The sequence below is a fragment of the Rhizobium lusitanum genome (assembly GCF_014189535.1).
In the GTDB taxonomy this organism is placed as follows: domain Bacteria; phylum Pseudomonadota; class Alphaproteobacteria; order Rhizobiales; family Rhizobiaceae; genus Rhizobium; species Rhizobium lusitanum_C.
In genome coordinates this window covers 121283-146231 of the sequence record NZ_CP050307.1, presented here as the reverse complement: position 1 = coordinate 146231, position 24949 = coordinate 121283, and the positions used below count along the sequence as shown (strand labels likewise).

The following is a 24949-nucleotide window of genomic DNA, read 5'->3' as shown; positions in this document are numbered from 1 at the left end:
ACGCGAATGATAGCCGTTTTGCCGCTCAACCGGTCAGGGATTGGGACGAACGATTTGCTCGACGGCCAGGGCGGCCGCCAACAGTATTTCATCCTTATCTCTCTTAGCAGACAACAGGAAGCCAACCGGCATGTCGCCATCGCCTGCACCGCAAGGCAGAGATACGCCGCAGCCATCAAGGAAATTGCCGATCAGCGTGTTGCGCAGGGTCTTTGCGTTCGTCTTGACAAAAAGATCGTCGTCATCGCGCAATGGCGCAAGCGGTGGCGCCACATGGGCAACCGTCGGATGGGCGATGAACTCGTTCGGCGCCATGGTTGTTGCAAACGCCTCGATCAGCTGTTCGCGTCCCTTCAACAGCGCGATATAATCGACCAGGCCGATTTTCTCTCCCAGCGATGTGCGAGCCACAACGCGGCGATCCATGGCCGCAGCGTCGGGTCCGGAAAGGCGGTGATAGTGAAGTGCGTAAGCCTCGGCCGTCACCATCGGACCGTGCTTTGCCATCAGGTCAAAGACGCCGCTGAACATCGGGAATGCCGCCCGGCGCACCCGAACCCCGGCCTGCTGCAATCTCCCAATGGCGGCTTCGAAAGCGTCACGGACGCCATCTTCTATATCGTCCATCACAACGGTCTCGGGCACGACGAGCGAAATTTCCTTCAAGCTAGCGCGAACGATCTGAGGCGCAGTTAGCCGCCGCATCGCCGCATCGACCCAGATGGCATCCTGAACGCTGCGGCAAAGAGGACCGAGGGAATCGAGGCTGGTCGCCAGGGGGAAAACACCGGCCATGCTGTAGCGGCCACGGCTTGCCTTGTAGCCGACCAGCCCATTGAAGGCGGATGGAATGCGCACCGACCCACCCGTGTCCGTCCCAATAGAGACAGGGACAAGGCCGGCGGCGACGGCGACGGCTGAACCCGAGGAAGAGCCCCCCGGCACCCGCTCGACATCCGTGGATACCGGATTGAGTGGCGTGCCGTAATGTGGATTGAGACCGAGGCCGGAAAAGGCAAATTCGCTCATATTGACCCGGCCGAGACTGACCATACCGGCCTCTGCCAGCGCCTGGACGACATCGGCATCCTTGGCTGCGGGTGCTTCACGCGCGAGAACGCTGGACCCTGCCGTCGTCGGCAGCCCGCGAATGGCGAAGAGGTCTTTCCAGGCGATGGGAATACCGTCGAGAAGCCCGCGCGACCGTCCGTCCCGCAGCCGCTTCGAGGCGGAAGCAGCCTCTTGGCGCGCCCTTTCCTCAAGCAGGCTGATAAAGATGGCCTGATCCTTATGGGACCGGATCGCATCCAGGCTCTCCTCGGCCAGCGCCACGGGATCGAGCGCTCCCGATTGCATCAGAACGGATAGCTGCGCGATCGATTTGCCCAGATGTGGATATGCCATGACCCTCTTCTCCCTTATCGACCGACGAGCTGCATCCACCGGCGGACGAGATAATTATGTTCATCCATAGTGGTATTCCAGACCGCAATGCAATTGGCACGCTGCCAATAGGATCCACCACTCCTGACGGAACCCGCCTTTATTCGCATCAGGCCGTCCGGGCCGGTCAGATTTTCGGCGGCGGCAAGACCTTCATACCAATAATCCCATTCCGACGGCGTCATGAACTGGCGGGAGCGCTGCGGGGTGGAGATATAATAGCCCTGGCGAGCAACCACGGCTCCCGGCCAGCCGGAGAGCCACCAGTTTAGATACTCGTAGGCGATATCAAGCAGGCGCCCGCTCAGATTCTTCGAAAGGCACAGGCCACCGTGCCAGGCGCGATAACCCTCCGCCGGCACCGCCTGTTCGACCGGAGCGCCCTTGGAATTCAATATGCCGATACCCGGCGACCACATGCTTTGAACCGCCGTATCGCCAGCCATCATCAAGCGAGCCGCATCCTCCGCCGTCTGCCAGAAGCCACGGAAGAAGCCTGCCTTCTTCCGCTCTTCCAATAGGTCGATCAACTGGTCGATTTCCGTAATCGACATGTTACCGATATCGTTGAAGGACATCAGGCCGGCAGCCTGCGCGGCCAATGCGGCATCAAAGATGCCGATGGCCGGTTCGTCCACCAGAGCGACCCGGCCCGCCCATCGCTCATCGAAAAGAGCGCCCCAGGAATGCATGGCGACAGCATTGTCCACGAGGTCGGTTCGGTAGGCGAAGCTGTCGAAATTATGCGTCGTCGGCAGCATGGAGATGAAACGGGACGGCGTGTCGCCAAGCGCAAGGTTAGGCTGGACATAGAGCTTGCGCGCCGGCACGTCGCCGAGCCCCAGTCGCGGGTTCGGGCCGATATGGCCGGTCTTGGTCAGGTCGTTGATCTCATCCCACAAGGTGATGCGCTTCGTGTCGACCGGCTGGATCGCGCGCCAGTGCCAGACGATATCGAGATTGTGGAAGCATTGATCGTAGATGTCATAGGTCTCGGGCTCCCTCGCCGCCTTATACTGGGTGGTGAGGAAGTCATTGTTGTCGAATGTCACCTCGATGCCGAGATCGTCCTGAGCCCGGATGCGCAGTTCCTCGAGCAGCGAAATGGCGGTCCCGAGAATGCGCAGTTTCGGCCGGCCGGCCAGATGCAGCGCAGGTGCGGAAGTGGCCTTTGCCGGAGACTGATGCTTATTCATGAAGGAATGACTTATCCTATTCCGCCGGGATGGCCAGAGGTGGCCTAACGTCCGCGTCCGCCAGCGTAAAAGCCTCGAAGGACCGTTTCAACACTTCTCCGTCGAGGCCGTCCAGAATGAAGACCAGACGGGAGCTTCGATCGTTCGACGGCCAGGCTTCCATATGAACAGGCGTGTGGACAAGGTGCTGCACGCCATGAATGGCAACCGGCCGTTCCTCGCCCACAAGATTGAGAATACCCTTGACCCGCAGGACCCGCTCGCCATGGCGATTGAGCAGCATGGTCAGCCATATGCCGAACGCCGTCCAGTCGATAGGGCGGTCCACCGTCATGGTGACGGAGGAGATCGCGGCACGATGCGGAGCGCCGTCGGCATTGGTAAGCCAGACTGGTTCCTCACAATAAAAGCCACTCGGCGACTGGACGTGATCGCCGCGCATTGTGGTTGCGTTCTGCAACAGCGAGGACAGGTCAAGATCGTCATCCCCAGCACAGACGAGGAGCGCATCGGGGTTGATGCGCCGCAGGCGGCTTTCCAGGGCTTGTCTCTCGCTATCGGTGGCAAGATCGGTCTTGGTGATGACAAGTCGGTCGGCTATCGCCGCCTGCCGGTTGGATTCGATATAGGTATCGAGCTGACGTTGTCCGTTGACGGCATCCACCGCCGTCACGACGCTTCCGGGCCGGAAATGATGCCGGAGGATCGGATCCGCCTTGATGGTCGAGAGGACCGGAAAGGGATCGGCCAGCCCGGTGCTCTCGATGATGACACGCCGGAACGGCGGGACCAGCCCTCGTTCGCGCTTGGAATAGAGATCTTTGAGCGCCTCGGCGAGCTCGCCGCGAACGGTGCAGCATACGCATCCGGAGCGCAGCAGCACGATCTCGTCATCGATCCGCTCGATCAGGTGATGATCGAGGCCGATCTCTCCAAACTCGTTGATCAGCACGGCGGCATCGGCAAAGGCGTCCTCCGCGAGCAGCCGCCTGAGCAAGGTCGTCTTTCCCGACCCGAGAAATCCGGTGAGGAGGTTGACGGTCACGAAGCCGGGCTCGTCATGCATCACGGCTGGCCTCCATACGGGCGATGAGGCCGGGATCGAGCGGATCGCAGGGGTGGCCGATAAGCCGCTCGGCCGCCGGCCAGAGATGTCCTAGATCCTCGACGATCTCGCTCTTGCCGGTCTTCGTGGAGAGGACGAAAGAGGCGCCCTGCCAGTCCGATAGAACAAGGCCGAAGGCCGAAAGCATGCGATTGGCGGCGGCGACGCGGTTAGCCCGCTCCCGCCGCCGGTCGAGACGGCTGTCATTGCGCGTAAACACCCCCGGCCGCGCCGCAGCGTCGGTCCAGTGTTCGTTGCCGCCGAGAACACCGCAGAGCGAGCACATGATGGTGTCTACCTCCTCACAGGCCTTGCCGCCGCTTACTTCTTGCGCGGGAAGCGTGCGGCGAAGTCGTCGGCGATTTCATTCATGGTAACGAACTTCACGCCCGGATGCTTGATCATATGGGCATAGAGCCGCTCGAGCATCATCAGCACCTGCGGACGGCCGGCAACGTCGGGGTGGATGGTGATCGGGAAGACGGCATAGTCCATCTCGCGATAGACCCAGTCGAACTGATCGCGCCACATCTGCTCGATATCGTGCGGATTGACGAAGCCGTGGCTGTTCGGGGCCTTCTTGATGAACATCATCGGCGGCAGGTCATCGAGATACCAGGAGGCCGGAATCTCGATCAGATCGGTCTCCTGTCCGCGCTTCAACGGCACCATCCAGTCGGACGGCTTCTTCGAATAGTCGATCTTCGTCCAGCTGTCGCCGACCCGCACATAATAAGGGGTGAAGTCCTTATGCATCAGCGAGTGGTCGTATTTAATGCCGCGCTCGAGCAGCAGCTCGTTGGTGACGTTGGAGAATTCCCACCAGGGCGCGACATAGCCCGTCGGGCGCTTGCCGGAAAGCTTGGTGACAAGCTCGATGCACTTGTCGAGGATCTCGGTCTCCTGCTCGCGTGTCATCGCGATCGGATTTTCGTGGCTATAGCCATGAATACCGATTTCATGGCCCGCATCCGCCACGGCCTGCATTTGCTCGGGAAAGGTCTCGATCGAATGGCCGGGAATGAACCAGGTCGTCTTGATGCCGAAGCGCTCGAACAGCTTGACCAGCCGCGGGCTGCCGACCTCGCCGGCAAAAAGACCGCGAGAAATATCGTCCGGCGAATCCTCGCCGCCATACGAGCCAAGCCATCCGGCCACGGCATCAACGTCAACGCCAAAACTGCACAAAATCTCTTTCGCCATGGGAAGTACCTCCTTGGGTTTCTATGGTTCTAGTAAGCGGGAATGACGGTGGCTTCCGCCGGGTTCCAGGCAAGCAACACGCCGGCACCGACCGCAAAGGCGCCGGGCCTGTATTTGTCGACATGCGCCTCGAGCGCGAGCGAACGCCCATCGGGAAGACTGGCGGTCAGGTGCGAGATATGGCCGACGACATCGAAACGCTCGATACGGGCACCGACGACATTGCCGCCGAAAGCGCTGGCAATGCGCTGGCGGTCGGCACCTTCGCTCGTATGCACTTCGATCGCCTCAGACGGGATGACGATATCGACCTTTCCTTTGTCGGCAACCGCGCCATTCGGGCGGCCTGACAACAGGCCGAGCGGGGTGTTGACGACGGTGTTGTCTCCTTCGCTGCCGGCCACCTCGCCGTGGAAGATCGTGTTGCGGCCGATGAACTGCGCGACAAATGGCGTGTTCGGCCGCGTATAGAGTTGATGCGGCGGGCTGATCTGCTCGACCCGACCCTGGTTCATCACCACGATCCGGTCGGAAAGCGCCAGCGCTTCGGATTGGGCATGGGTGACGAAGATAAAGGTCACACCGAGCCTCTTTTGCAGGAGCTTCAGCTCGTTCTGGATCGCCTTGCGCAGATTGGCGTCGAGGGCTCCGAGCGGCTCGTCCAGCAGCAAGACATCAGGCTCGACGACAAGACCGCGCGCAAGCGCGATGCGTTGGCGCTGGCCGCCCGAAAGCCTGTCCGGTTTGCGCTCCGCAATATCCTCCAGCCCGAGCGTTGCCAGAATCCGGTCGACGCGGGCATCGCGCTCGGGTTTTGCGACACCTTTGACCTCAAGGCCGTAACCGACATTGCGACGGACTGTCATATGCGGAAAGAGCGCATAATTCTGGAAGATCATCGACGTCGGGCGGTTCTGCGGCCGGACATCGTTCATCCGCTCGCCTTTGATCATCATGTCGCCGGAGGAAATCGTCTCGAAGCCGGCGATCATGCGCAGAGTCGTTGTCTTGCCGCAACCGGACGGGCCGAGGAAGGCGATGAACTCGCCCTTGGTGACCGTCAGATTGAAATCGGCGACGGCCGGCGTGCCGTTGTCGTAGACCTTGCCGGCGTTGATGAGTTCCAGGTCGTAAATCATAACCATTCTCCAGGCGCGGGCGAGAAGACCGCCAGCCGGTCTTCTCGCGTTTCGGGTGCGGAGCGGCAGGCCGCTCCGGCATTGCGTCAGGCGTTCAGGAACTCGTCCCACTTCTGGACGAGGTGGTCGTATTCGTCCGGCCACTGGTGCCAGTAGGCAACGTTCTTGGCGCGCTCCTCGAGCGAGCCGCCGTCGCGCAGGTCGCCTTCCTTGATGCCGCGCTCCGCCGCACCAACCCACGGCTTGCCCTCATACCAGAAGGCATATTTATCCGGCGCCATGACGTTCTTGATGTTGGTGGACGGCGAGTAATAGCCCTGCTCGGAGACGGTGATGCCCGGCTCGCCCGACAGCCAATAATCGGCATAGGCGATCACGGCCTCCTTGTTGGTCGTGCCAGCGATCATCGACGGGCCAATCGCCCAGCCGCGATAGCCTTCCTTCGGCACGGCGTATTTGCAAGGCTTGCCCTGCGCCTTGACGGCCATGACAGCAGGCTGCCAGGCGTCGCAGACAACCATCTCGCCGGAGGCCATCAGGTTGACCAGCTCGCCGAAATCACCCCAGAGAGCGCGGAACTGGCCGTCCTTCTTCTTGGAGACGAGGAACTTCGCAGCCTCGTCGATTTCCGCCGTGCTCGGATTGCCGGGGTTCTTCACGCTCAACAGACCGAGCGTGTTCATCGCCATGATGGCCTGGCCAAACGCGATCAGCGGATCGGTGTTCAGACCCGACTTGCCCTTCCATTTCGGATCGAAGAGTGCAGCCCAGCTATTGGCTTCCTCGGCGCTGAGGATATCGGGATTGTAGCCGATCGAGTCGTAATTATAGACCGCCGGAACCATGTTCAGCGTCGTCTGGGCGTCGTCGGCCCAGATCTGGCCGACGATCTGCTGCTTGGCGCCCCACTTGTCGGAAGGCTTGGTGAAAGTGTCACGGATGTTGGCCCAATTCTTCAGAGACGCCGCCGGGACCGGCTCTACATTGTTGGTCATGACGATCGACGGCAGGCGCTCGGCGATGATCTCCCAGCAATCGTAATCCTTGGAACCCGACAGGATCTTCGTCTGCGCATCCGGGAAGGTCGCCGCCGTGCCGGAAGTCTGGCCGACACCACTTGCCTTGCGGAAATCGGCGAGAATGCGCTCTTGTACGGTGACCGACAGGCCGATGGTGCGCAGCTGCTCGCCGGCAAGATTGGCGGCCTGCGCGAAGGCGCTGCGCGACGAGAGCAAGGACGTCCCGCCACCGATGGCGGCAAGAGCCATCACGCCGGCGGACTGCTTCAACAGAGAGCGTCTATTCATTTCCATTTTGGACATTTCTGTTCTCCAGTGTTGTTTGCTGTTCCCTGAAGCCGCTTTGAGCTTCTTTCATTGTCGTATCGCCGGCCGCCCGGCGGCAGGTTGCCGCCGGGATCTCCGCGATTCAGTAACGGCCCACGAGAAGGCCGCCATCCACGACCAGAACCTGGCCGGTCATGTATCTCGCGCCGTTCGACGCGAGAAACGCGATGACATCGGCGATATCTTCGGGAGCACCGATCCGACCCATGGGGATGAATTCCGGAGCCTTCTCGGCACCTTCCGCACCCAGCGAATTTTCCTCGGACAGCAGTTGCGCAGTGCGGATGTAGCCAGGCGCGACTCCGTTGACCCGCACGCCATCCTTGGCGAGTTCCACCGCCAGCCCGCGCACCAGCCCGACGACACCCGATTTCGCGGCGGAATAATGCACATGCTCATCCCAGCCGTAGGCGACACCCATGATGGAGGAGAGCGCAACGATGCTCCCCGATCTACGGCGCCTCATGCCGGTTGCGGCGGCGCGCACCAGCCGGAAGATACCCTTGAGATCGATATCGAATGTCAGATCCCACTTGTCGTCGCTGAGGTCTGCAAGCGGCGTGCGATGGGCGATGCCCGCATTCGCGACGATGACATCGATCCTGCCGAACCGCGCCTCCAGATCCGCAACCAGCGCATTGGCAGCCTCGGTCGAGCGGACGTCGTAGAACCGGAATTCGGCCGATCCGCCGGAGGCGACGATGTCGCGGACGCTCTCTTCGCCTTCCGCCTTCAAGATATCCGTCACGACGACATGATCCCCGAGAGCCGCGAAAGCCTTCGCCGTCGCCTGGCCGATCCCGATGCCTGCACCTGTGACGATCACAATGCGTTTTTCCGTCGTTGTCATATTCATCTTCCTCTCAGAGCATCACATCGCCGGAGTTCGGCCCGAGCGTCTGGCCGACGAAAAGGCTGGCGGCGGGGGAGGCGAGGAAGGCCACTGTCGCCGCCACCTCCTCCGGCTCGCCGAACCGGCCAAGCGGCAGTTCGCGCTTCTTGCGTTCGCGCCACTCGTCCGAAAGGCCAAGCACCAGCGGCGTATTGATCGGCCCGGGGGCGACGGCGTTGACGCGTACCCCACGACTGGAAACCTCGCGGGCGAGCGCCTTAGTCATGCCGATAATCGCCGCCTTGGCGCCGGAATAGTGAACCAGCTCGATGCCGCCGATCTGACCGAGCTGGGAGGCGACATTGATGATGCCCCCCTCGCCGCGTTCGAGCATCGACGGCAGGACCGCCTTGGTCATCAAGAACGTGCCGCGCACATGGACGGCAAACATTCGGTCGAAATCCTCAAGCGCGAGGTTTTCGAAGGATGCCTGATGCACGATCCCCGCATTGTTGACGAGGAGATCGACCTCGCCATGTTGCGCCACGGCAGCCGCATGGATGGCGACCACGTCTTCAGATCGGGAAACATCGCCGGCGGCGGCCGCAGCCAAGCCACCCGCCTTGCCGATTTCGTCTGCGACAGTCTGCGCGCGGTCGCGCGAAAGATCGTTCACCAGCACGCCGTAGCCGTCAGCCGCAAGCCTCAGCGCGATCGCACGGCCAATGCCTGAACCCGCGCCTGTCACGATCGCCGAAGGTTTTTTCGTCATCATGCGTCCTCCTGAACGCGAACGCGCCTGGCGCGGCGAACCGACAGCCCCATGAGGGTGGCGTAGGTGCCAAGTAGCGCAAAGGAAAACAGGGTCGTCAGGACGCCGAAGGCGAAGACATTGGGATGAACCTCGACCGAGAAGGTGCCGTAGATCGCCAGCGGCAGCGTCAATTCACGGCCGGACGCAAACAAGGTACGCGAGAATTCATCATAGGAGAGCGTGAAGGCAAACAGCATGGCCGAGAGCACGCCGGGAAAAATCAGCGGAAAGGTGACCTTGCGGAAGGTCCGTGCCGGTGTCACGCCGAGCGACCAGGAGGCTTCCTCCATGCTCGGATCGAACCTGTTGAAGATCGCCAGCATCACCAGGAAGGCGAAGGGGAAGGTATAGACGACATGAAGGACGAATGCCGTGCTCCACCAATGCCGATCGATGCCGAATGTATTGGCAACCAGCGCCATGCCGAGCCCGACCAACACGCCCGGCACCATCATGCCGAGGACGATCAGGTAGAAGACGACGCCGGAGCCGCGGAATTTGCGCCGGAAGGCCTGGGCGGAGGTCACACCGAGCACGGTGGAGACGATCATGGTCATCACCGCAAGCGCAAGCGAGCGGATCAGCGACTGATCGATCGGCAGCGGCGCGATGCGCGAGGGCGGCGTCAGGCCGAACAGATGCCGATACCAATAGGTCGACCATTCGATGATCGGGAATTGCGGGCCGCCCTCGGGGCCGGTCTGGAACGACAGGATCGCCAGAACCACCAGCGGTCCGTAGAGAAAAACGAGAAAGAGGGTGGTGTAGACGCCGAGGCCGAGCTTGATGCCGCTTGCGTTCATAATCAGAGCTCCTTTCTCAGATCAACGATCTTGAGAAGCACGGCGACAACCGCCCCCATGATGATCGTCAGCACGACGCCGGCCACCGCCGCAAAGGCCCATTTCAACGAGCCGACCTGGGTGACGATGATGTTGCCCAAAAGGTTGACCTTGCGGCCGGACAGCGCCGCCGAGGTGGCGAACTCTCCCAGCACCATGACCGATACGAAAATCGCGCCGACGACCACGCCCGGCAGGGAGAGTGGCAGGATGATCGTGCGGAAGATGCGCCAGAAGCCGGCGCCGAGATCCTGGGCGGCCTCGATGACGGAGGCGTCGATGCGGCCGAGCATGAAGGCGATCGGACCGACCATGAAGACGCAATAGATCTGCGTCATGCCGATGATCACCGACAGCTCGGAAAACAGCAGCACCTCGATGGGCTGATGGATGATGCCGAGGTTCATCAGGATCATGTTGATCGCGCCCTCCGTGCCGAGCATCGGGCGCCAGGCGAGAACGCGGATCAGGAACGACGTCCAGAAGGGGATCACGCAGAGGACGAGAAGAACTGTCTGCAACGTCTTGTTCTTGACGAGAAGGCCGACGAAGAGCGCTGCCGGATAGCCGACGACGAGCGTCGACAAGAGGACGAGAAGCCAGATGCGGACGGTGGTCCAGAGCGCGCCTAGGTAGGTCGGGCTCGTGAGAAAAGTGATCCAGCTTTGCAGGGTGAGCGTCGGCTCGATCTTGAAGGTCGTCTGGGTCCAGAAGGAGACATAGACCATCATCAAAAGCGGCAGCACCAGGAAGAGCAGCATCCAGAGCACGCCCGGCGCCAGCAACCACAGGGCCTTTCTCGATGGACGGCGCGTGATCGTCGTCTCCTGCACGGCATCCTCGCTCGTTACGACCATGGTCATCTCTCGTTCTCCTGGGCAGGTCCGTGGGGTCGTTGCAAGAGGCGCGCGTCAGCCGAAGACAAGAGCGTCCTCCTTCTTCCAGACCAGCGCGTAACGGCTCTTTTCGACAAAGGCGGGCGGGCGCGAATGACTGAGATGCGACTCCACTTCGAAGACGCGCCCGTCACCGAGCGCAAAGAAAGAGTTGATGGCCGCGCCGGAATATTCGCTGGCGATGAAATCACCGTCGATGCGGATTTCTTCGGTGGAAATCGCCGCATCGAAGGGGCGGATGGCGACGCGATCATGGCGAATGGCATAGCCCGGCTGCGGCGCTTTCCTCAGCGAAGCGTTCAGCGGGAAACGTCCGGTCTGGCTGACGAAGTGATCGTCGACAACATCGCCGGCAAACAGGTTATAGCAGTTGAGAAAGCGCGCCACGGCCGCCGAGGCCGGACGATTGTAGATCACATCCGAGGTCGCCGCCTGCGCAATGCGGCCCTGATCGAGCACCAGAACCATGTCGCCCATCGCCAGTGCTTCGGACTCGCTGCCCGTCACATGCAGAAAGGTGACGCCGCAGCGTTCACGGATCGTCTTCAGCTCGCTTCGCATGCGACTGCGCAAATTGGCGTCGAGCGCCCCGAGCGGCTCGTCCAGAAGCACCATCTTCGGCTCCGTCACCAGGGTGCGCGCCAGGGCGACGCGCTGGCGCTGGCCGCCCGATATCTGCGTGACGGCGCGATCCTCCAAGCCCTTGAGCCCGACGAGGGCCAGCATGTCGCGGACCCTTGCATTGACGACGCTGACATCCGTGACCGGATCAATCTTCCTGTTGCGCAGCCCGAAGGCGACGTTATCGGTGACCGAGAGATGGGGAAAAAGAGCAAAGTTCTGGAAGACGAAGCCGATGCCGCGCGCATGCGGCTCGACCCCATCGAGACGTTCGCCATGAAACAGGATCGAACCGGAATCGGGCTCCTCGAAACCGGCGATGACGCGCAGCAGCGTCGTCTTGCCGGAACCGCTGGGGCCAAGCAGCGAGATATAGGCGTCGCCTGGCAGGGCAAAATCCACCGAGGCCAGCGCAGGTACACCGCCATAGGACTTGGCGACTTGCTTGAGTTGAAGAACGGTCGACACCGAATTCCTACCAGTTCCAGGCAAGGACCACCCTTTGGGTAAAGCTCCGCCAGGGCTCGGAATCGGATCGATCCGAACGCTGGACGTCAGCCGTCACGCATGCATCACATGCGCTTCAAAGAGATGTTCCTTGGCGTTTCAACGAGTTCCACCTGTGGCGCTTCTGACGAGCGCCTTGATGTCTTGAAGCATTGCATAAATGATTTTTGTATTCAATAGACTTTTTAAAACAAAACGGATGACGACAGTGAAAGAAATTGCGGATGAAAGACCAAAGGGTGTCGAAAGTCGCACAACTGCGCGCCCGCCCCGGTCAGGCGCTCGGAAATTACCGTATATAGCCCCCATCGAAGAGTCGATGATCCGCGACCTTCGTACAAAAAATCCGTAAAATCGGGCACATACCGGCATAACGCCACAATCCAGTCGCGCCATCAGTCCGCATATGCACCGCATAAAAATCAAACTTTGTATTCAATAAGCATTTATTTTTGAGCTATTTTACCGCTATAAATAGCGTAAGAGTGAGGCATCGGAATGGTGTGGGCACATTGAATCAGATGACCGAATACGGCGCACGACCCAACGCGCAGAAGCGCTATGAGATCGCGGAGGATGTCCTGCGCAGCAACATCGAGGACAGCACGCTCCCGCTCGGCGTCGTGCTTCTCGAAGGCCCGATCGCTGAAATCCTTCAGATTTCGCGTGCGCCCGTGCAACGGGCGCTTCAGGCGCTTGAAAGCGAAGGGCTTGTGCATCGCTTCAACGGTCGCGGCTATCTCGTCGGGCCTGCCGATCGGGGCATCGAGCCGAACCGCACCGACATCAAGACGCTGGGCCTGACCATTCCGCGCCATGCCGACGAGGCGCTGCAAAGCCGCTCCTCCTGGGAGCGGATCTACAACACCGTCGAGGCCGACGTGGCCGGCTGCGTCGTCTTCGGACAATACCGCATCATCGAGATCGAACTGGCCAATCATTTCAACGTCAGCCGCACCGTGGTGCGCGACGTGCTGACGCGCCTGCGCGAGCGCGGTCTCGTGCGCAAGAACCAGTCGTCCCACTGGATCGCCGGACCGCTGACCGCGCAAATGATCAAGGATCATTTCGTGCTGCGCGGAATGCTCGAACCCCAAGCCCTGATCGCCGGAGCCGAATCTGTTGACCGCAGCAGGCTGAGCGAGCTTTTTCAGCGCCTGTCCGAACTGGAAAGGCACGATATCGCCGACCATCTCAAGGCTCTGGAAGCCATTTATACGGATTTCGTCGACATCTGCATCCTGGCGACGCCGAATGAGCGACTGAAGGAATCGATCCGCAACAATCTTCTGCCGGTGACGGCGACCGAGCGGCTGTTGCGGCGGCTTGGGCTGCCGGGCGATCCCGCTGTCATCACCGAGCTTCGCCTGGTGACGGAGCTGCTGTTGCGCGGCGCCATCACCGCCGCCGCCGCGATGATGGAAAACCATCTGGACGCCTCGGTGAAGCGCATGATCGCCCAGATGAAGATCGTTGCGATCATTCCCGGCCCGAGCGTGACGGCCGCCTATCTGACGCGCGTTCTCGAGTAGGAGCAGGCGGCCGCTGGACGGCTGCATGTTCTGTCTTCGGCGCGGGACTGGCAAGACGGCCATCGCTTTTCCCCTCAGATCAGGGAGGCGCGCATGCGCTCGATCAGCGCCTGCCGCTCTGCCCTTGCCGCAAGCGCCTGTTCCATCGTCACTTCGACGAAGCGGGTCGGCGTATGCGGCTGCATTTGCCCGATCAGATCCATGTCGGCCGAAATCACCGTGCCGAGCATGAAATAGCCGCCACCGGAGACGGCATCACGGTGCAGAATGATCGGCTCGGTACCGCCGGGCACCTGGATCGAGCCGTAGGGATAGCAACTGTCGACGATGTTGGATGGATCCGAACCAGCGCCGAAGGGCTGCTTGCGCTCGACAAATTCGAGCTTGCGGCCGCCGCGGAACCGATAGCCCATACGGTCGGCTTCGGGCGCGACTTTCCATGGATCGGCAAAGAAGCTCTGCTTGGCCTCATCCGTCAGACGATCCCAGTAGAGCCCGGGCAAGACCCGAAGCTCAGCCGGCGTGCCCGGAGTGCGGCGTAGGCCCTCTTCGACCGATTTGCCTTCTTTCACCACGGAACCTTGCCCGACCGGGAGCTCGTCGCCCACCGCCAGCGCCCTGCCCTTGTAGCCGCCGAGCGCGCCGATCGGATAGGTCGACCGGCTACCGAGCGCTATGGGCACGTCGATGCCGCCCGATACCGCGATATAGATGCGCGCCCCGGACTTCAGGAAATCGAAGCTCAGGACCTGACCGGCCTTGATCGTCAGCGCGGTCCATCCCGGCTGGGCGACGCCGTCGATCTTGGCCGGCATATCGGCGCCGCTTACCGCGATCACGGCGTCATCCGAGAACTCCAGCTGCGGCCCCATAAACACAGCCTCAAGGCCCGCAGCACCCTCGTCATTGCCGACGAGCAAGTTTGCCGCGCGCATGGCGTAGCGGTCCATCGCCCCGCCGATGGGAATGCCGAGGTGGAAATAGCCCGGCCGGCCCAGATCCTGGACGGTGGTCGCCAGGCCATGATGAAGAACCTTAATGGCCATAAAGCACGCCCTCCAGCTTGGCATTGTAGCCGTCGATATCGGTCTGGTATTGCCTGAGATCGAAGCTGACCTCGCGGATCGGCGGGCTGAACAGGCCCTTGTCGACCTCCTCGACGGCCTTGTCGTAGCCGTCGCGATCGATCGGCTTGAACTTGACGATATCGCCCGGGCGGAAGAACACCATGAAGTCTCGGAGATAGCTCGTCGTCTGCGTCGGATCGAAGATCGGCATCGGCGTGATCCCGAACATCTGGTAGCCGCCCGCGCCACGCACCGAATAGATGCAGCCGAAGCAGCCGCCATGACCGACCGTCAGTCGCGGCGTATCGGTGCGGGGACGCAGATATTTTGGGACCTCGATCTGCCGCTGACGCTCGACCATCTGGTACATGAACGGCAGACCGGCGACGAAGCCGACCATGGAGACGAACCAAGGCGAGCCGGCGTGAGCAGCGATGAAATCGTCGACCGCGCCGTAACCGTTAATCCCGGCGGCATAATCGAGATCGGTGCCGGACGGCTCCTGATGGCGCTCGCGGAAGCGCATCAGGGTCTCATGCGTCCAAGGGTCGTTGTAGAAGACCGGAATTTCGACGATGCGCGTCTTGATCACCGGCTCGGCCTTTTCGGCCGCCCCCTCGATCGCCCGCACCTCCTTGAGAAGGTCGTCTGGCTTGATCAGGTCCGGGTTGAACTTGACCTGAAAGGAGGCGTTCGCCGGGCAGATTTCAGTGACGCCCTTGATGGCGCTATCACGAACGCCGGTTGCCATCGACAGGCTCTTGAAGAAAGCCTCAAGCGACATCTCATCGCTGCATTCGACGAAGAGATGTTCGTCACCTCCGAATGTATAGCGTGCGGGCATCAGGCAACCTCCTGGGTCCGGCCGGCGAGAGCAGCGAAATCATTGTCCAGCCAGTGTTCGAGAAAGCGGGTATGGAATAGGCCGTTGGCGACCCTCGCATCGCGCGCCAGTGCCAGATGCAACGGCACCGTGGTCGGCACACCCTCGATGGCGAGCGCCTGGAGCGCGAGGCCTAGCTTTGCAAGGCAGGCATCGCGCGTCTCGGCGTGCACGATCAGCTTGCCAAGCAGGGAATCGTAGAAGGGCGGGATCGTGTAGCCCTCATAAAGCATCGTATCGAACCTTATGCCTTCGCCCTCGGGAACGGAGAGTTTCGTGATCGTTCCCGGTGACGGCTGGAACGCCTTGAATGGGTCCTCGGCGTTGATGCGGCACTCGATCGCGTGACCGCTCGCCCTGATATCGCCCTGCGATACCGAAAGGGCCGTGCCGCCCGCCACCTTGAACATCTCCTGAACCAGGTCGAAACCGGTAATCATCTCGGTGACCGGATGTTCCACCTGGATGCGGGTGTTGACCTCTATGAAATAGAAGTCACCCGTCTCGTCATCATAGAGATATTCCACCGTGCCGGCGCCGCGATAACCGACCTCGCGGGCGAGCGCCACGGCGCTACCGCAAAGCCGCTCGCGTACAGTGGCGGGCAGGAGGAAGGCAGGCGCCTCTTCCCAGACCTTCTGGCGCCGGCGCTGCAGCGAGCATTCGCGCTCGAAGAAATGCACGAAATTCTGCCCGTCGCCGAAGATCTGCACTTCGACATGCCGGGCGCGGGTGATGACCTTTTCCATATAGAGGCCACCGTCGCCGAAGGCGGCAAGCGCCTCGGCCGAGGCAAGCGGAAATTGTTGCTCCAGCTCGGTGATATCAGCGACGATGCGAATGCCGCGCCCGCCGCCGCCGGCCGCCGCCTTGATCATCACCGGAAAGCCTGTCGTTGCCGCCAGCGCCCGCGCCTCGTCAAGCCCCGCCACCCGCCCGTCGCTTCCAGGCACCGTCGGAACGCCGGCTTTTGCCGCAACCTGCCGCGCCGCCACCTTGTCGCCCAGCATGCGGATCGCATCGCCGGAAGGGCCGATGAATATCATGCCCGCCGCCTCGACGGCGTCGGCGAAATCGCCGTTTTCGGAGAGGAAGCCGTAGCCCGGATGCACGGCATCGACGCCGGATGCCTTTGCGGCGGCGATCACCGCCTCGATATTCAGGTAGGATTTTTTCGGCGCCGGCGACCCGATATCGATCGCCTCGTCCGCAAGCCTGACCGCCAGCATATCCGCGTCGGCGGCGCTATGGACCTGGACCGTGCGAATGCCGAGTGCCTTTGCCGCCTTGATGATCCGCACGGCGATTTCACCGCGATTGGCGATGAGTACGGACCGGATAGTCATTCCTCGACCTCCGCGATGACCTGCCCAGCCATGACGGGCTCTTCGTTGTCGACGAGAAACTTGATGTTCTTGCCGTCGAGGCCGGCGGGAATTTGTTGAAAGGTCTTCATGACCTCGATAAGGCCGATCGTATCGGTGGCTGAAACGGCATCGCCATCTGCCTTGAAGACCGGCACGTCTGGAGAGGAAGCCCTATAGAAAGTTCCCGGAAGGGGCGATTTGATCTCAAGCTTACTCATGTGGCCTCCGCGCTATCTCGTTGTTCAGGAATTGGGAAACGGGTGCGATCCGGAGCCCCCCACCGACAAGGGCCGCCCGTATTTCTTGGGCGATCTCCAGCGCTCCCAGCGTGTCCGAGTGAAAACAGACGGATTCGAACTCGATATCGATGTCAGCTCCGGTCACCGTGCGGACCTTTCCTTCGATGCAGGCCCGCAGAACCTTCATCGCAACGGCCTTGGGATCGGGACGGCCCGCGTCGCGGGTGAAAACGATCCAGCCATTGTCGCCATAGTCGCGATCCGCGTAGAACTCGCGCACCGTCGGCTGTCCGACTTCCTGGGCAGCAATATGCGTTGCCGAGCGCCCCATGCAGAAGACCGGCGTATTCGGCGCCACCGTGCGCATATACTGGATGAAAATCCGGGATAGCTCGGTGTTGGCCGCCAGTTCCATATAAAGCGCGCCATGCGGCTTCACATGCTGGACCGGCACGCCGTAGCGACGGGCAAACTCGCGAAGCGCACCAACCTGATAGACCAGGTCGTTGACAATCTCCTTGCTGGTCCCGTTCATTTTCCGCCGGCCGAAGCCCTGCAGATCGTTGTAGCCCGGATGTGCGCCCACACCGACGCCATGTTCGGCCGCCATGCGCACCGTCTCGTCCATGAGATTCGGGTCACCGGCATGAAAGCCGGTGGCGATATTGGCGGAACTGATCAATGGAATGAGATGCTCGTCGCGCGTATCACCGATACGCCACCGGCCGAAGGCCTCTCCCATATCACAATTGATGTCGACGACTTCTTTCAAGCGTATTTCCTCATGCCTGTTCTCCGCTGCGGCTGCGACTGCGACTGCGACTGCGACGAAACGCTAGGAGGAAAAATAGGATTTGAAAAATACAATCTTCAATATATCATTATCTGATAAATTGATATCAGCGCATAAAAAACCATCAAAATTATTCGTTTAAATTCACATAGTTAGTCATATTGCATCGAAATCCATCGTTGCTCGCCCGCAGTTGTGGCGGCGATATCTGATTTAATGAGTGAATTTTTCAGATTAACCGATAGGGGAAAAGACGATGAGCCTCAGCCTGCGCCAGCTTCGATACTTCGTCGCGACCGCCGAATACGGTCAGATCTCCCTCGCCGCGATGAACCTTTCGATCTCGCAATCTGCGGTGACTGCGGCGATCAAGGATCTCGAGCTGACCGTGGGCGTCATGCTGTTCAACAGAACCCCGCAGGGAATGGAGTTAACGGCCGCCGGCCGGCAGTTTCTCTCCCATGCCTATGAAATATTAGCAAAGGTCGACGAGGCCACCCATCTCAATCTCGTCAGCAGCGATATCGAAGGCGAGCTGGTCGTCGCCGCGACCTATACGGTGATCGGATACTTCCTGCCTCTTCACATCGAACGCATGCGGCGCCTGTATCCGCGGCTGCGCATCCAACTCTATGAGGTCAATCGCGAGACCATCGAGGAAGGGCTGCTGTCCAACCGCTACGATATTTCCGTGCTGTTGACCTCGAATATCCTGAACCCGATGCTGACTACGGAGACGCTCTTGAGTTCCGTTCGACGCCTTTGGGTGCCCGCGCAACATAATCTGTTGAGACGCGACGGCGTCGGCCTTCGCGAGATCGCCGAGGAGCCCTATATTATGCTGACAGTCGACGAGGCGGCGCACTCGTCGCTGAAATACTGGAGCGGCACTCCCTATCAGCCCAAGGTCCTGCTGCGGACGAGCTCCATCGAAGCGGTCCGCTCCATGGTCGCCAACAGCCTTGGCGTCGCCATCCTCTCCGATATGGTTCACAGACCCTGGTCGCTGGAAGGCCGGCGCATCGAGACGGTCAATATCCAGGATCCCGTTCCGCCGATGGATGTCGGGCTGGCATGGCGGGCCAACAGCGAATTCTCGCCACAGATGCTGGCCTTCAGGCGATATTTCCAACAGGCTTTCGGGCTGCCGGGAACGAACGCTTAGGTCGCATGAGGTCTGGCGCGCCCGCACGCCTCCATCTCACGTCAAAGAAGAATGAGGCCTGCCGCGCCTAGCGAGCGGCAGGCCCTGGCTTTTCAGCCTTCGATCACCAGGCCCTTGGCCTTCAGCACGGCTTCGAGATTGCTGACTTCGACCACCGACTTTCCGGCCTTGTATGCGGCGATGTAGCCCGCTTCGGCATCCTCTCTGGCCTGCGCCAGCTTCGCGACCTCGACAGCTTCCGACTTGCGCACGACGACCAGGCCGTCGGCATCACCGACGATGATGTCGCCCGGATGGACGATCTCGTCACCGATCAGGATCGGCTCGTTGGTGGCGCCGAGCGTTTCCTTGACGGTACCCTTGATGCAGACGCTGAGCGAAAAGACTGGGAAGCCCAGATCGCGCAGTTGTAGCGTGTCACGCACGCCCGTGTCGGTCACCAGTCCGCCAATGCCCTTGGCGAGGCAGGCATTGGCGAGCACATCGCCGAACGAGCCAGCCTCTTCATATTCGCCGGCGGAGACGACAATGATATCGCCGGGCTGCGCGTAGTTGATCGCCACCTGAAGCATGATGTTGTCGCGCGGCGCGCATTTGACGGTGAAGGCGGGGCCGCAGAGCTTCATCCGATAATCGATCGGCTTCAACCGCGAAGACAAAGCACCACGACGTCCTTGAGCTTCGTGAAGGGTCGCCGGCGAAAATTTCGCGATGGCCGCGATCTCTTCCTGGCTGGGACGATCGATCTTCTGCTTCAGTATCACCACTTCATGGTCCTCCAGACAAATTAGCAATTGGACGCCTGCTTCATCGGGCAGGCTGAAAACGTCGCGTGGTCGCGATACGGCGCGGCAAGAAGCCGGCCGTATCGCCAAGAGCGCTGGGGCATTCGCGCCCCATTCATAAAATTACGGGATCGGATCGAATTTCAGTTCGGTGATCGGGACGACCTTGTCCGTGCGGGTCATCTTGTACTCGGTGTTCGGGCCGAGCCACTTGTCCCAGATCTTGTTGATCTCACCGGACTTGTCGAGCGAGACCAGGACTTCATTGATCTTCGCGGTCAGCGCGGGTTCGTCCTTTTTCATACCGATGCCGATCGGCTGATAGAGCATCGGCTCGTCGATCATCCGCATCTCGGCACCCTTGGTCTTCGATTCATTGACGATCTTCGTCGTCGTCATCGTGTTGGCGACCATGCCGCGGGCCTTGCCCTGCTGGACGGCAAGATAGGCCGACCCCGTATCCTGGAAGGTCAGCGGCTGCGACTTGTTGAGGCGGATAGAGAGTTCCGAGGTCGAACCCTTGGTCGATGCCAGGCGAACGCCGGCAAAATCAGCCTTCTTCTGGCCGGCATCGCCGACCTTGACGATCAGCATTTCCTTAGCCAGGTAATAAGGGTCGCTGAACTGGATCTGCTCGGAGCGGCTGACGGTATAGGCGAGATTGGCAACGGCGATATCGACATGACCGAGCTTGACTTCGGGAACGCGCGCTTCGACGGAAACCGGCTTGATTTCCGGCTTAACGCCAAGTGCTTGGGCGATCGCGCCGCAGAGATCGACGTCGAAGCCGACCATTTCGCGCGTTTTCGGGTCCGGAGAGGCAAAGGGTGGAACGTCGGCAAAGGTTCCGCAACGGATCACCTTCGCCGTCATAATATCGGCCAGCTGATCCGCATTCGCCGACCCGGCCAGCGCTGTTGTTGCGAGCGCGATGCTTAGGGTCCATGACGTCATGTTCATTGCAAAGTCTCCTGTGGGTTGGACAAAATCAATGCCGCAAATCAGCGAGAAACCGCTGAGCACGCGCATGTTGCGGGTTGGAAAAGAATTCTTTGGGTGGCGCCGCCTCGAGGATCAGCCCGTCATCCATGAACCAGACGCGATCGGCGACATCGCGGGCAAATCCCATCTCGTGGGTGACGCACATCATCGTCATGCCGTCGGCTGCCAGGGTCTTCATGACCGCGAGCACCTCGCCGACCATTTCCGGATCCAGCGCGCTTGTCGGCTCATCAAACAGCATCACCGGCGGCTCCATGGCCAAAGCGCGCGCGATCGCCACCCGCTGCTGCTGCCCGCCGGAAAGCTGGGCGGGAAAAGCGCCTGCCTTGTCGGCCAGCCCCACCCTGTCGAGAAGCTGCTTCGCCTTGCTGCGGGCGACATCGCGCGCGACCCCTTTCACTCGGATCGGCGACATCGCGATGTTGTCGAGAACCGACAGATGCGGGAACAGGTTGAAATTCTGGAACACGAAACCGATGCGGCTGCGTCGGCGGTTCATCTCACTGGCGGGCACCGAACCATGCATGTCATTGCCGTCGCAGGTAATCGATCCGCTGGCGATTTCCTCAAGCCGGTTCACCGTCCGGATCAAGGTGGATTTTCCCGAACCGGACGGGCCGCAGACGACGACAACCTCGCCCCGCGCCACCTCGGCATCGATCCCCTTGAGGACCTCGAAATGGCCATAGGACTTACGCACCCCGGACAGCCGGATCATGGGCGGATTCTGGGAGGACTGGGTGAGGGTCATAGCGACTGATCCGTAAGAGCTTTGAGTTGCAGGACGTTCTCGGGCTTCTGTGCGGCCGTGCCGGCGCGCTTGCGGGTGATCCGCCGCTCCAGAAACGATGCCACCTGGGTCAATGACCAGCAGATCACGTAGTAGACGGCCGCCAGGATGAAGAAGACCTGGAATGGCTGGGTCAAAAGCTGGTTGTTGATCTGGTTGGCCGCGAAAGTGAGGTCCGGCACGTTGATCACGTATCCGAGCGTGGTGTCCTTAATCGTCGACACCAGAACAGAAAGGATGCTTGGGATCACGTTGAACAGCGCCTGGGGCAGGACGACGTAGCGCATGGTATTGAAATAGCCATGCCCAAGCGCCCGGGCCGCTTCCGTCTGGCCGTGCCCCAGAGCAAGAATGCCGCCGCGCACGACTTCGCTGAGGAAAACGCCCTGATAGACGACCAGCGTCACAAGCATGGTAACGAAGCTCGGAACGTCGGCGCCCGTCAGCAGGGGCACGAGGAAATAACCCCAGAGGATGAGCATCAGCAGAGGTACGCCACGCGTGAAATAAACCAGCGCGGTGACGGGCCACCTCAAAAACGGTGACTTCGAAAGCCGGGCCAGCGCCAGGAGGATGCTAAACGGAAAGGCAAAGGCGATTGCCAGGACCGAGAGGATCAGCGTTGCCGCAAGCCCGCCGATCGGGCCATTCGGATATTGCCCGACGAGCAGCAGGAGCCAGTAATCATGGATGATCTGGATGATATCGCCGATCATGCCCGTCCACTCCTGATCGGATTGGTTCTCCGGGTGACATATCCGCCGGCAACCATGATCATCAGCGAGAAGGCGAGATAGAGAACGGTGGCCAGCAGATAGGTCTCGAAGGTCAGGAAGCTGAGATTCTCCACTTCCTTGACGGCGTAGGTCAGTTCCGCGACACCGATTGCGACTGCCAGGCTGCTGTTCTGGAACAGGGAAACGCTATGATTGATCAGCGCGGGCAGCGCATTTCTGATCCCCTGCGGGATCATCACGAAGCGCATGGCCGAGATATATCCATGGCCGAGCGCGCGCGCCGCCTCCATTTGCCCAGGGCTCACCGAGCGCAGGCCGGAGCGAAGATCTTCGCTGAAATAGGCCGCCTGGCACAGGCCAAGCCCGATGATCGCGAAGGTCGCCTCGGCATTGTGATCGTTCAGCCAATCGGTGACCGGCTGCGGCATCAGGGCGAAAATGCCGAAATACCAGAGCATCAGCTGCACCAGCGTCGGGACGTTCCGGTGATAGGAGACATAGGCGGAGACGATTGCATTGCCGACCAGACCGGGCGCATATCGCAGGCCGAGAAGAAGCATGGCAAGGGTCATCGCCAGAAGCCAGGAACCGATCGCCACGACAAAGGTCATCTCGACCCCGTGCAGCAGCATCGAGACATATTCTGGATTGCTCAGGATCGCGGAGAGATCGAGCTTGCCCACGACCTCAATCCCCTTGCTTGGAAGATTGGGGCTTTGCCGTTTGCAAGCCGCCCATCACCTGAAGGGTCGGCGTGATTTCCATATGGCCGATGTTCACGGCAACTGGTGCTGCGATCGCAAAGGCGATGGCATCGGCGATATCCTTCGCCTGGGGGAGCTCGAAACCATCGATGAAGCGTTCCCGCACCTCAGGGCTGTCACCATGGACATGCGCGAAGATGTCGGTCGCGACGCGGCCGGGGCAGATTTCCGTTACGCGCACCCGCTTGCCGAAGGCGTCGATGCGCAGCTGGTTCGACAGCATGCTGACGCCCGCCTTCGTCGCGTGATAGGAGGAGTTGCCGCCAAAATTATAGACGCCGGCGATCGACGAGATATTGATGACGTGACCGCGATCGCGCGCCACCATTCCCGGCACCACCATCCGGCAGAGATGGAGGACGGCGCGCAGGTTGACGTCGATAAGGAGATCGATATCGCCTTCGTCGGCATCCAGGAATTTCTTGGGACGATCAACGCCGGCATTGTTGACGAGAATATCGAACGGGATGCGCTTCGTCAGATCCGCGAGGGCCGCTTTGTCGGTGACGTCGATCACATGCGCGATGCAGCCGGTGCGCTCCGCCAGCTTCTGCAAAAGCTCGCCATTGCGCGCAACCGCGTGCACCTCAAGCCCCTCGGCACAAAGACGCTCGACGATCGCCGCCCCTATTCCGGAGGACGCACCTGTGACCAGTGCGGTCTTATAATCGGAGAATGGCATCACTGTTCCCTTTTGTTTGCGGAACCTTAGCCGACCTTTCCGTCGGGCGATAATTCCGATTATCTTTGGAGGGATAAGCCTATCTTATGAAGGGTATCCAGCCGCATCCGGGCATTGATTCCATTGGATGAATCCACATGTTTTCATAGCCGAAGGCCGGTCGGCGGCGCTTCCACTCCAGCGTTTTCCGCTTAAAAAGTGCTTGGGAGGGAAGACGTTGTAAACTAACAGTCAGGCTGTAACATGCCGGTCGGCTGCAATGGTGAGCATCAACATCGAATGGATATCAGGCGTTTCAAATCATTCGTTGTGATCGTTGATACCGGCAGCATCACAAGAGCTGCCGATATACTCCACATCGCACAGCCAGCACTCAGCCAGCAGCTCGCCGCACTCGAGGAACACTTCGGAACGAAGCTCCTCATACGAAGCCAGCAAGGTGTCGTCATGACGGATGCCGGTGCCGAGCTTTATCGGCACGCCCAGATCATCCTGCGCCAGATGGAACAAGCCCACGCCGATGTGGTCGCGGCGGGCAAGCATCTCGCGGGCCGGGTCTCCGTCGGCCTCACGCCGTTCAGCGGTGCCGCAACGCTCTCCTTCGAGCTTCTGGCGGAAACAAGGCGTCGCCATCCGGGCATCGTGCTTCACCTCACGGAGAGCGTCGGGCAGACATACAGCCAGATGCTGATGAACAACCGGCTCGAAATCGCGCTGATCCATGGCGCTGGCCCGATGAAAGGCCTGCGGTTCTCCCCCCTTCTCCGGGAGGATTTCTACCTTGTTGCGCATGAGAAATTCGGCATCGAAGCCAGCGACGCCCCGATTGCCATTTCAGCACTCGAATCCCTGCCGTTCCTGTTGCCGCCGCCCTACAATTTCGTGCGGCGGGCAGTGGAAACCGCCTTCTCGCGAAGCCGCACCAATCTGACGGTAATCGGTGAGGTCGAGGTCATCCGGACGCTGGCGCGGGCCGTCGGCACCGGCCTCGGCGCGACCATCATGCCCAAGGCAGTCGCCGACCGTATCGTGTCCGAGGGCACCGGTCCGATTGTTTCGCGGAGCATCTCGCCGAAGATCGAGGAGACGCTGTCGCTCTGCGTGTCCGAACACACATCGCTCTCCGACCCTGCCGCCGCCGTGCAGGAGATTCTCCGGGAGCTGACCGAGCGGCTGAAGCAGTAAGCCTCTCGCCGCTC

General features: G+C 60.8%; 26 protein-coding genes. 3 read left to right on the top strand and 23 right to left on the bottom strand.

The window, feature by feature from the left end; all coding sequences use genetic code 11:
* Positions 1–33: 33 nt before the first annotated feature.
* The 12 genes from HB780_RS03680 to HB780_RS03625 form a co-directional block, all read right to left on the bottom strand.
* Positions 34–1404 (bottom strand): amidase, encoded by a 1371-nt coding sequence (locus HB780_RS03680; protein ID WP_183688712.1) that lies wholly within the window; start codon positions 1402–1404, stop codon positions 34–36.
* 14 nt (positions 1405–1418) lie between these two features.
* A complete protein-coding gene (locus HB780_RS03675) occupies positions 1419–2639 on the bottom strand; it encodes an ABC transporter substrate-binding protein (RefSeq protein ID WP_183688711.1) in 1221 nt (406 codons plus the stop codon).
* A 16-nt stretch (positions 2640–2655) separates the two neighbouring features.
* The gene (locus tag HB780_RS03670) at positions 2656–3705 is read right to left on the bottom strand and encodes a CobW family GTP-binding protein (RefSeq protein WP_183689595.1); all 1050 of its coding nucleotides are present in this window, start codon (positions 3703–3705) and stop codon (positions 2656–2658) included.
* Positions 3698–4030 carry a hypothetical protein gene (locus HB780_RS03665; RefSeq protein WP_183688710.1) on the bottom strand — a complete coding sequence of 111 codons (333 nt, stop codon included), beginning with the start codon at positions 4028–4030 and terminating at the stop codon, positions 3698–3700. The genes HB780_RS03670 and HB780_RS03665 overlap by 8 nt, the downstream gene beginning before the upstream one ends.
* 35 nt (positions 4031–4065) lie before the next feature.
* Positions 4066–4947 (bottom strand): polysaccharide deacetylase family protein, encoded by an 882-nt coding sequence (locus HB780_RS03660; RefSeq protein ID WP_007689414.1) that lies wholly within the window; start codon positions 4945–4947, stop codon positions 4066–4068.
* Between the two features lie 29 nt (positions 4948–4976).
* A complete protein-coding gene (locus HB780_RS03655) occupies positions 4977–6086 on the bottom strand; it encodes an ABC transporter ATP-binding protein (protein WP_183688709.1) in 1110 nt (369 codons plus the stop codon).
* Positions 6087–6172: 86 nt separating this feature from the next.
* A complete protein-coding gene (locus HB780_RS03650; protein WP_183688708.1) occupies positions 6173–7408 on the bottom strand; it encodes an ABC transporter substrate-binding protein in 1236 nt (411 codons plus the stop codon).
* Positions 7409–7514: 106 nt separating this feature from the next.
* The gene (locus tag HB780_RS03645) at positions 7515–8282 is read right to left on the bottom strand and encodes an SDR family NAD(P)-dependent oxidoreductase (RefSeq protein ID WP_435693867.1); all 768 of its coding nucleotides are present in this window, start codon (positions 8280–8282) and stop codon (positions 7515–7517) included.
* Positions 8283–8295: 13 nt separating this feature from the next.
* Positions 8296–9039, bottom strand: a complete 744-nt coding sequence (locus HB780_RS03640; RefSeq protein ID WP_286202962.1) for an SDR family NAD(P)-dependent oxidoreductase — start codon at positions 9037–9039, stop codon at positions 8296–8298.
* Entirely contained in the window at positions 9036–9881 is an 846-nt protein-coding gene (locus HB780_RS03635; RefSeq protein WP_153363379.1) for an ABC transporter permease, read from the bottom strand. The genes HB780_RS03640 and HB780_RS03635 overlap by 4 nt, the downstream gene beginning before the upstream one ends.
* A 2-nt stretch (positions 9882–9883) precedes the next feature.
* Positions 9884–10783 (bottom strand): ABC transporter permease, encoded by a 900-nt coding sequence (locus HB780_RS03630; protein ID WP_435693866.1) that lies wholly within the window; start codon positions 10781–10783, stop codon positions 9884–9886.
* 48 nt (positions 10784–10831) lie between these two features.
* The gene (locus tag HB780_RS03625; RefSeq protein ID WP_183688706.1) at positions 10832–11905 is read right to left on the bottom strand and encodes an ABC transporter ATP-binding protein; all 1074 of its coding nucleotides are present in this window, start codon (positions 11903–11905) and stop codon (positions 10832–10834) included.
* 560 nt (positions 11906–12465) lie between these two features.
* Here HB780_RS03625 and HB780_RS03620 point away from each other — a divergent pair.
* A complete protein-coding gene (locus HB780_RS03620) occupies positions 12466–13476 on the top strand; it encodes a GntR family transcriptional regulator (protein ID WP_183689592.1) in 1011 nt (336 codons plus the stop codon).
* 74 nt (positions 13477–13550) lie between these two features.
* Here the strand turns inward: HB780_RS03620 and HB780_RS03615 are convergent, their stop codons facing one another.
* The 5 genes from HB780_RS03615 to HB780_RS03595 are packed head-to-tail and all read right to left on the bottom strand — an operon-like array spanning position 13551 to position 17804.
* Positions 13551–14522 (bottom strand): 5-oxoprolinase subunit C family protein, encoded by a 972-nt coding sequence (locus tag HB780_RS03615; RefSeq protein ID WP_183688705.1) that lies wholly within the window; start codon positions 14520–14522, stop codon positions 13551–13553.
* Positions 14512–15387, bottom strand: coding sequence for a 5-oxoprolinase subunit B family protein (locus HB780_RS03610; protein WP_042470913.1), 876 nt, complete (start codon positions 15385–15387; stop codon positions 14512–14514). Before HB780_RS03610 ends, HB780_RS03615 begins: the two co-directional genes overlap by 11 nt.
* Positions 15387–16772 carry an acetyl-CoA carboxylase biotin carboxylase subunit gene (locus HB780_RS03605; RefSeq protein ID WP_183688704.1) on the bottom strand — a complete coding sequence of 462 codons (1386 nt, stop codon included), beginning with the start codon at positions 16770–16772 and terminating at the stop codon, positions 15387–15389. The genes HB780_RS03610 and HB780_RS03605 overlap by 1 nt, the downstream gene beginning before the upstream one ends.
* A complete protein-coding gene (locus HB780_RS03600) occupies positions 16769–17011 on the bottom strand; it encodes an acetyl-CoA carboxylase (protein ID WP_183688703.1) in 243 nt (80 codons plus the stop codon). Before HB780_RS03600 ends, HB780_RS03605 begins: the two co-directional genes overlap by 4 nt.
* The gene (locus HB780_RS03595) at positions 17004–17804 is read right to left on the bottom strand and encodes a 5-oxoprolinase subunit PxpA (protein ID WP_183688702.1); all 801 of its coding nucleotides are present in this window, start codon (positions 17802–17804) and stop codon (positions 17004–17006) included. Before HB780_RS03595 ends, HB780_RS03600 begins: the two co-directional genes overlap by 8 nt.
* 277 nt (positions 17805–18081) lie before the next feature.
* Here HB780_RS03595 and HB780_RS03590 point away from each other — a divergent pair, with 277 nt between their 5' ends.
* On the top strand, positions 18082–18990 hold the full coding sequence (locus HB780_RS03590) for a LysR family transcriptional regulator (protein WP_183688701.1): 909 nt from the start codon (positions 18082–18084) through the stop codon (positions 18988–18990).
* 92 nt (positions 18991–19082) lie between these two features.
* Here the strand turns inward: HB780_RS03590 and HB780_RS03585 are convergent, their stop codons facing one another.
* From HB780_RS03585 to HB780_RS03560, 6 genes are all read right to left on the bottom strand, one after another.
* Positions 19083–19757, bottom strand: coding sequence for a 4-carboxy-4-hydroxy-2-oxoadipate aldolase/oxaloacetate decarboxylase (locus HB780_RS03585; protein WP_183688700.1), 675 nt, complete (start codon positions 19755–19757; stop codon positions 19083–19085).
* A 141-nt stretch (positions 19758–19898) separates the two neighbouring features.
* A complete protein-coding gene (locus HB780_RS03580; RefSeq protein WP_183688699.1) occupies positions 19899–20735 on the bottom strand; it encodes an ABC transporter substrate-binding protein in 837 nt (278 codons plus the stop codon).
* Positions 20736–20763: 28 nt separating this feature from the next.
* Positions 20764–21528, bottom strand: a complete 765-nt coding sequence (locus tag HB780_RS03575; RefSeq protein ID WP_286202961.1) for an amino acid ABC transporter ATP-binding protein — start codon at positions 21526–21528, stop codon at positions 20764–20766.
* Entirely contained in the window at positions 21525–22283 is a 759-nt protein-coding gene (locus tag HB780_RS03570) for an amino acid ABC transporter permease (protein ID WP_183688698.1), read from the bottom strand. The genes HB780_RS03575 and HB780_RS03570 overlap by 4 nt, the downstream gene beginning before the upstream one ends.
* Positions 22280–22987, bottom strand: a complete 708-nt coding sequence (locus tag HB780_RS03565; RefSeq protein WP_183688697.1) for an amino acid ABC transporter permease — start codon at positions 22985–22987, stop codon at positions 22280–22282. Before HB780_RS03565 ends, HB780_RS03570 begins: the two co-directional genes overlap by 4 nt.
* Before the next feature lie 4 nt (positions 22988–22991).
* Complete coding sequence (locus tag HB780_RS03560; protein WP_183688696.1) at positions 22992–23750, bottom strand: SDR family oxidoreductase; 759 nt, start codon at positions 23748–23750, stop codon at positions 22992–22994.
* 279 nt (positions 23751–24029) lie between these two features.
* Here HB780_RS03560 and nac point away from each other — a divergent pair, with 279 nt between their 5' ends.
* Positions 24030–24935: a nitrogen assimilation transcriptional regulator NAC gene (gene nac, locus HB780_RS03555; protein ID WP_183688695.1), complete on the top strand. Its 906-nt coding sequence runs from the start codon at positions 24030–24032 to the stop codon at positions 24933–24935.
* Positions 24936–24949: the final 14 nt, after the last annotated feature.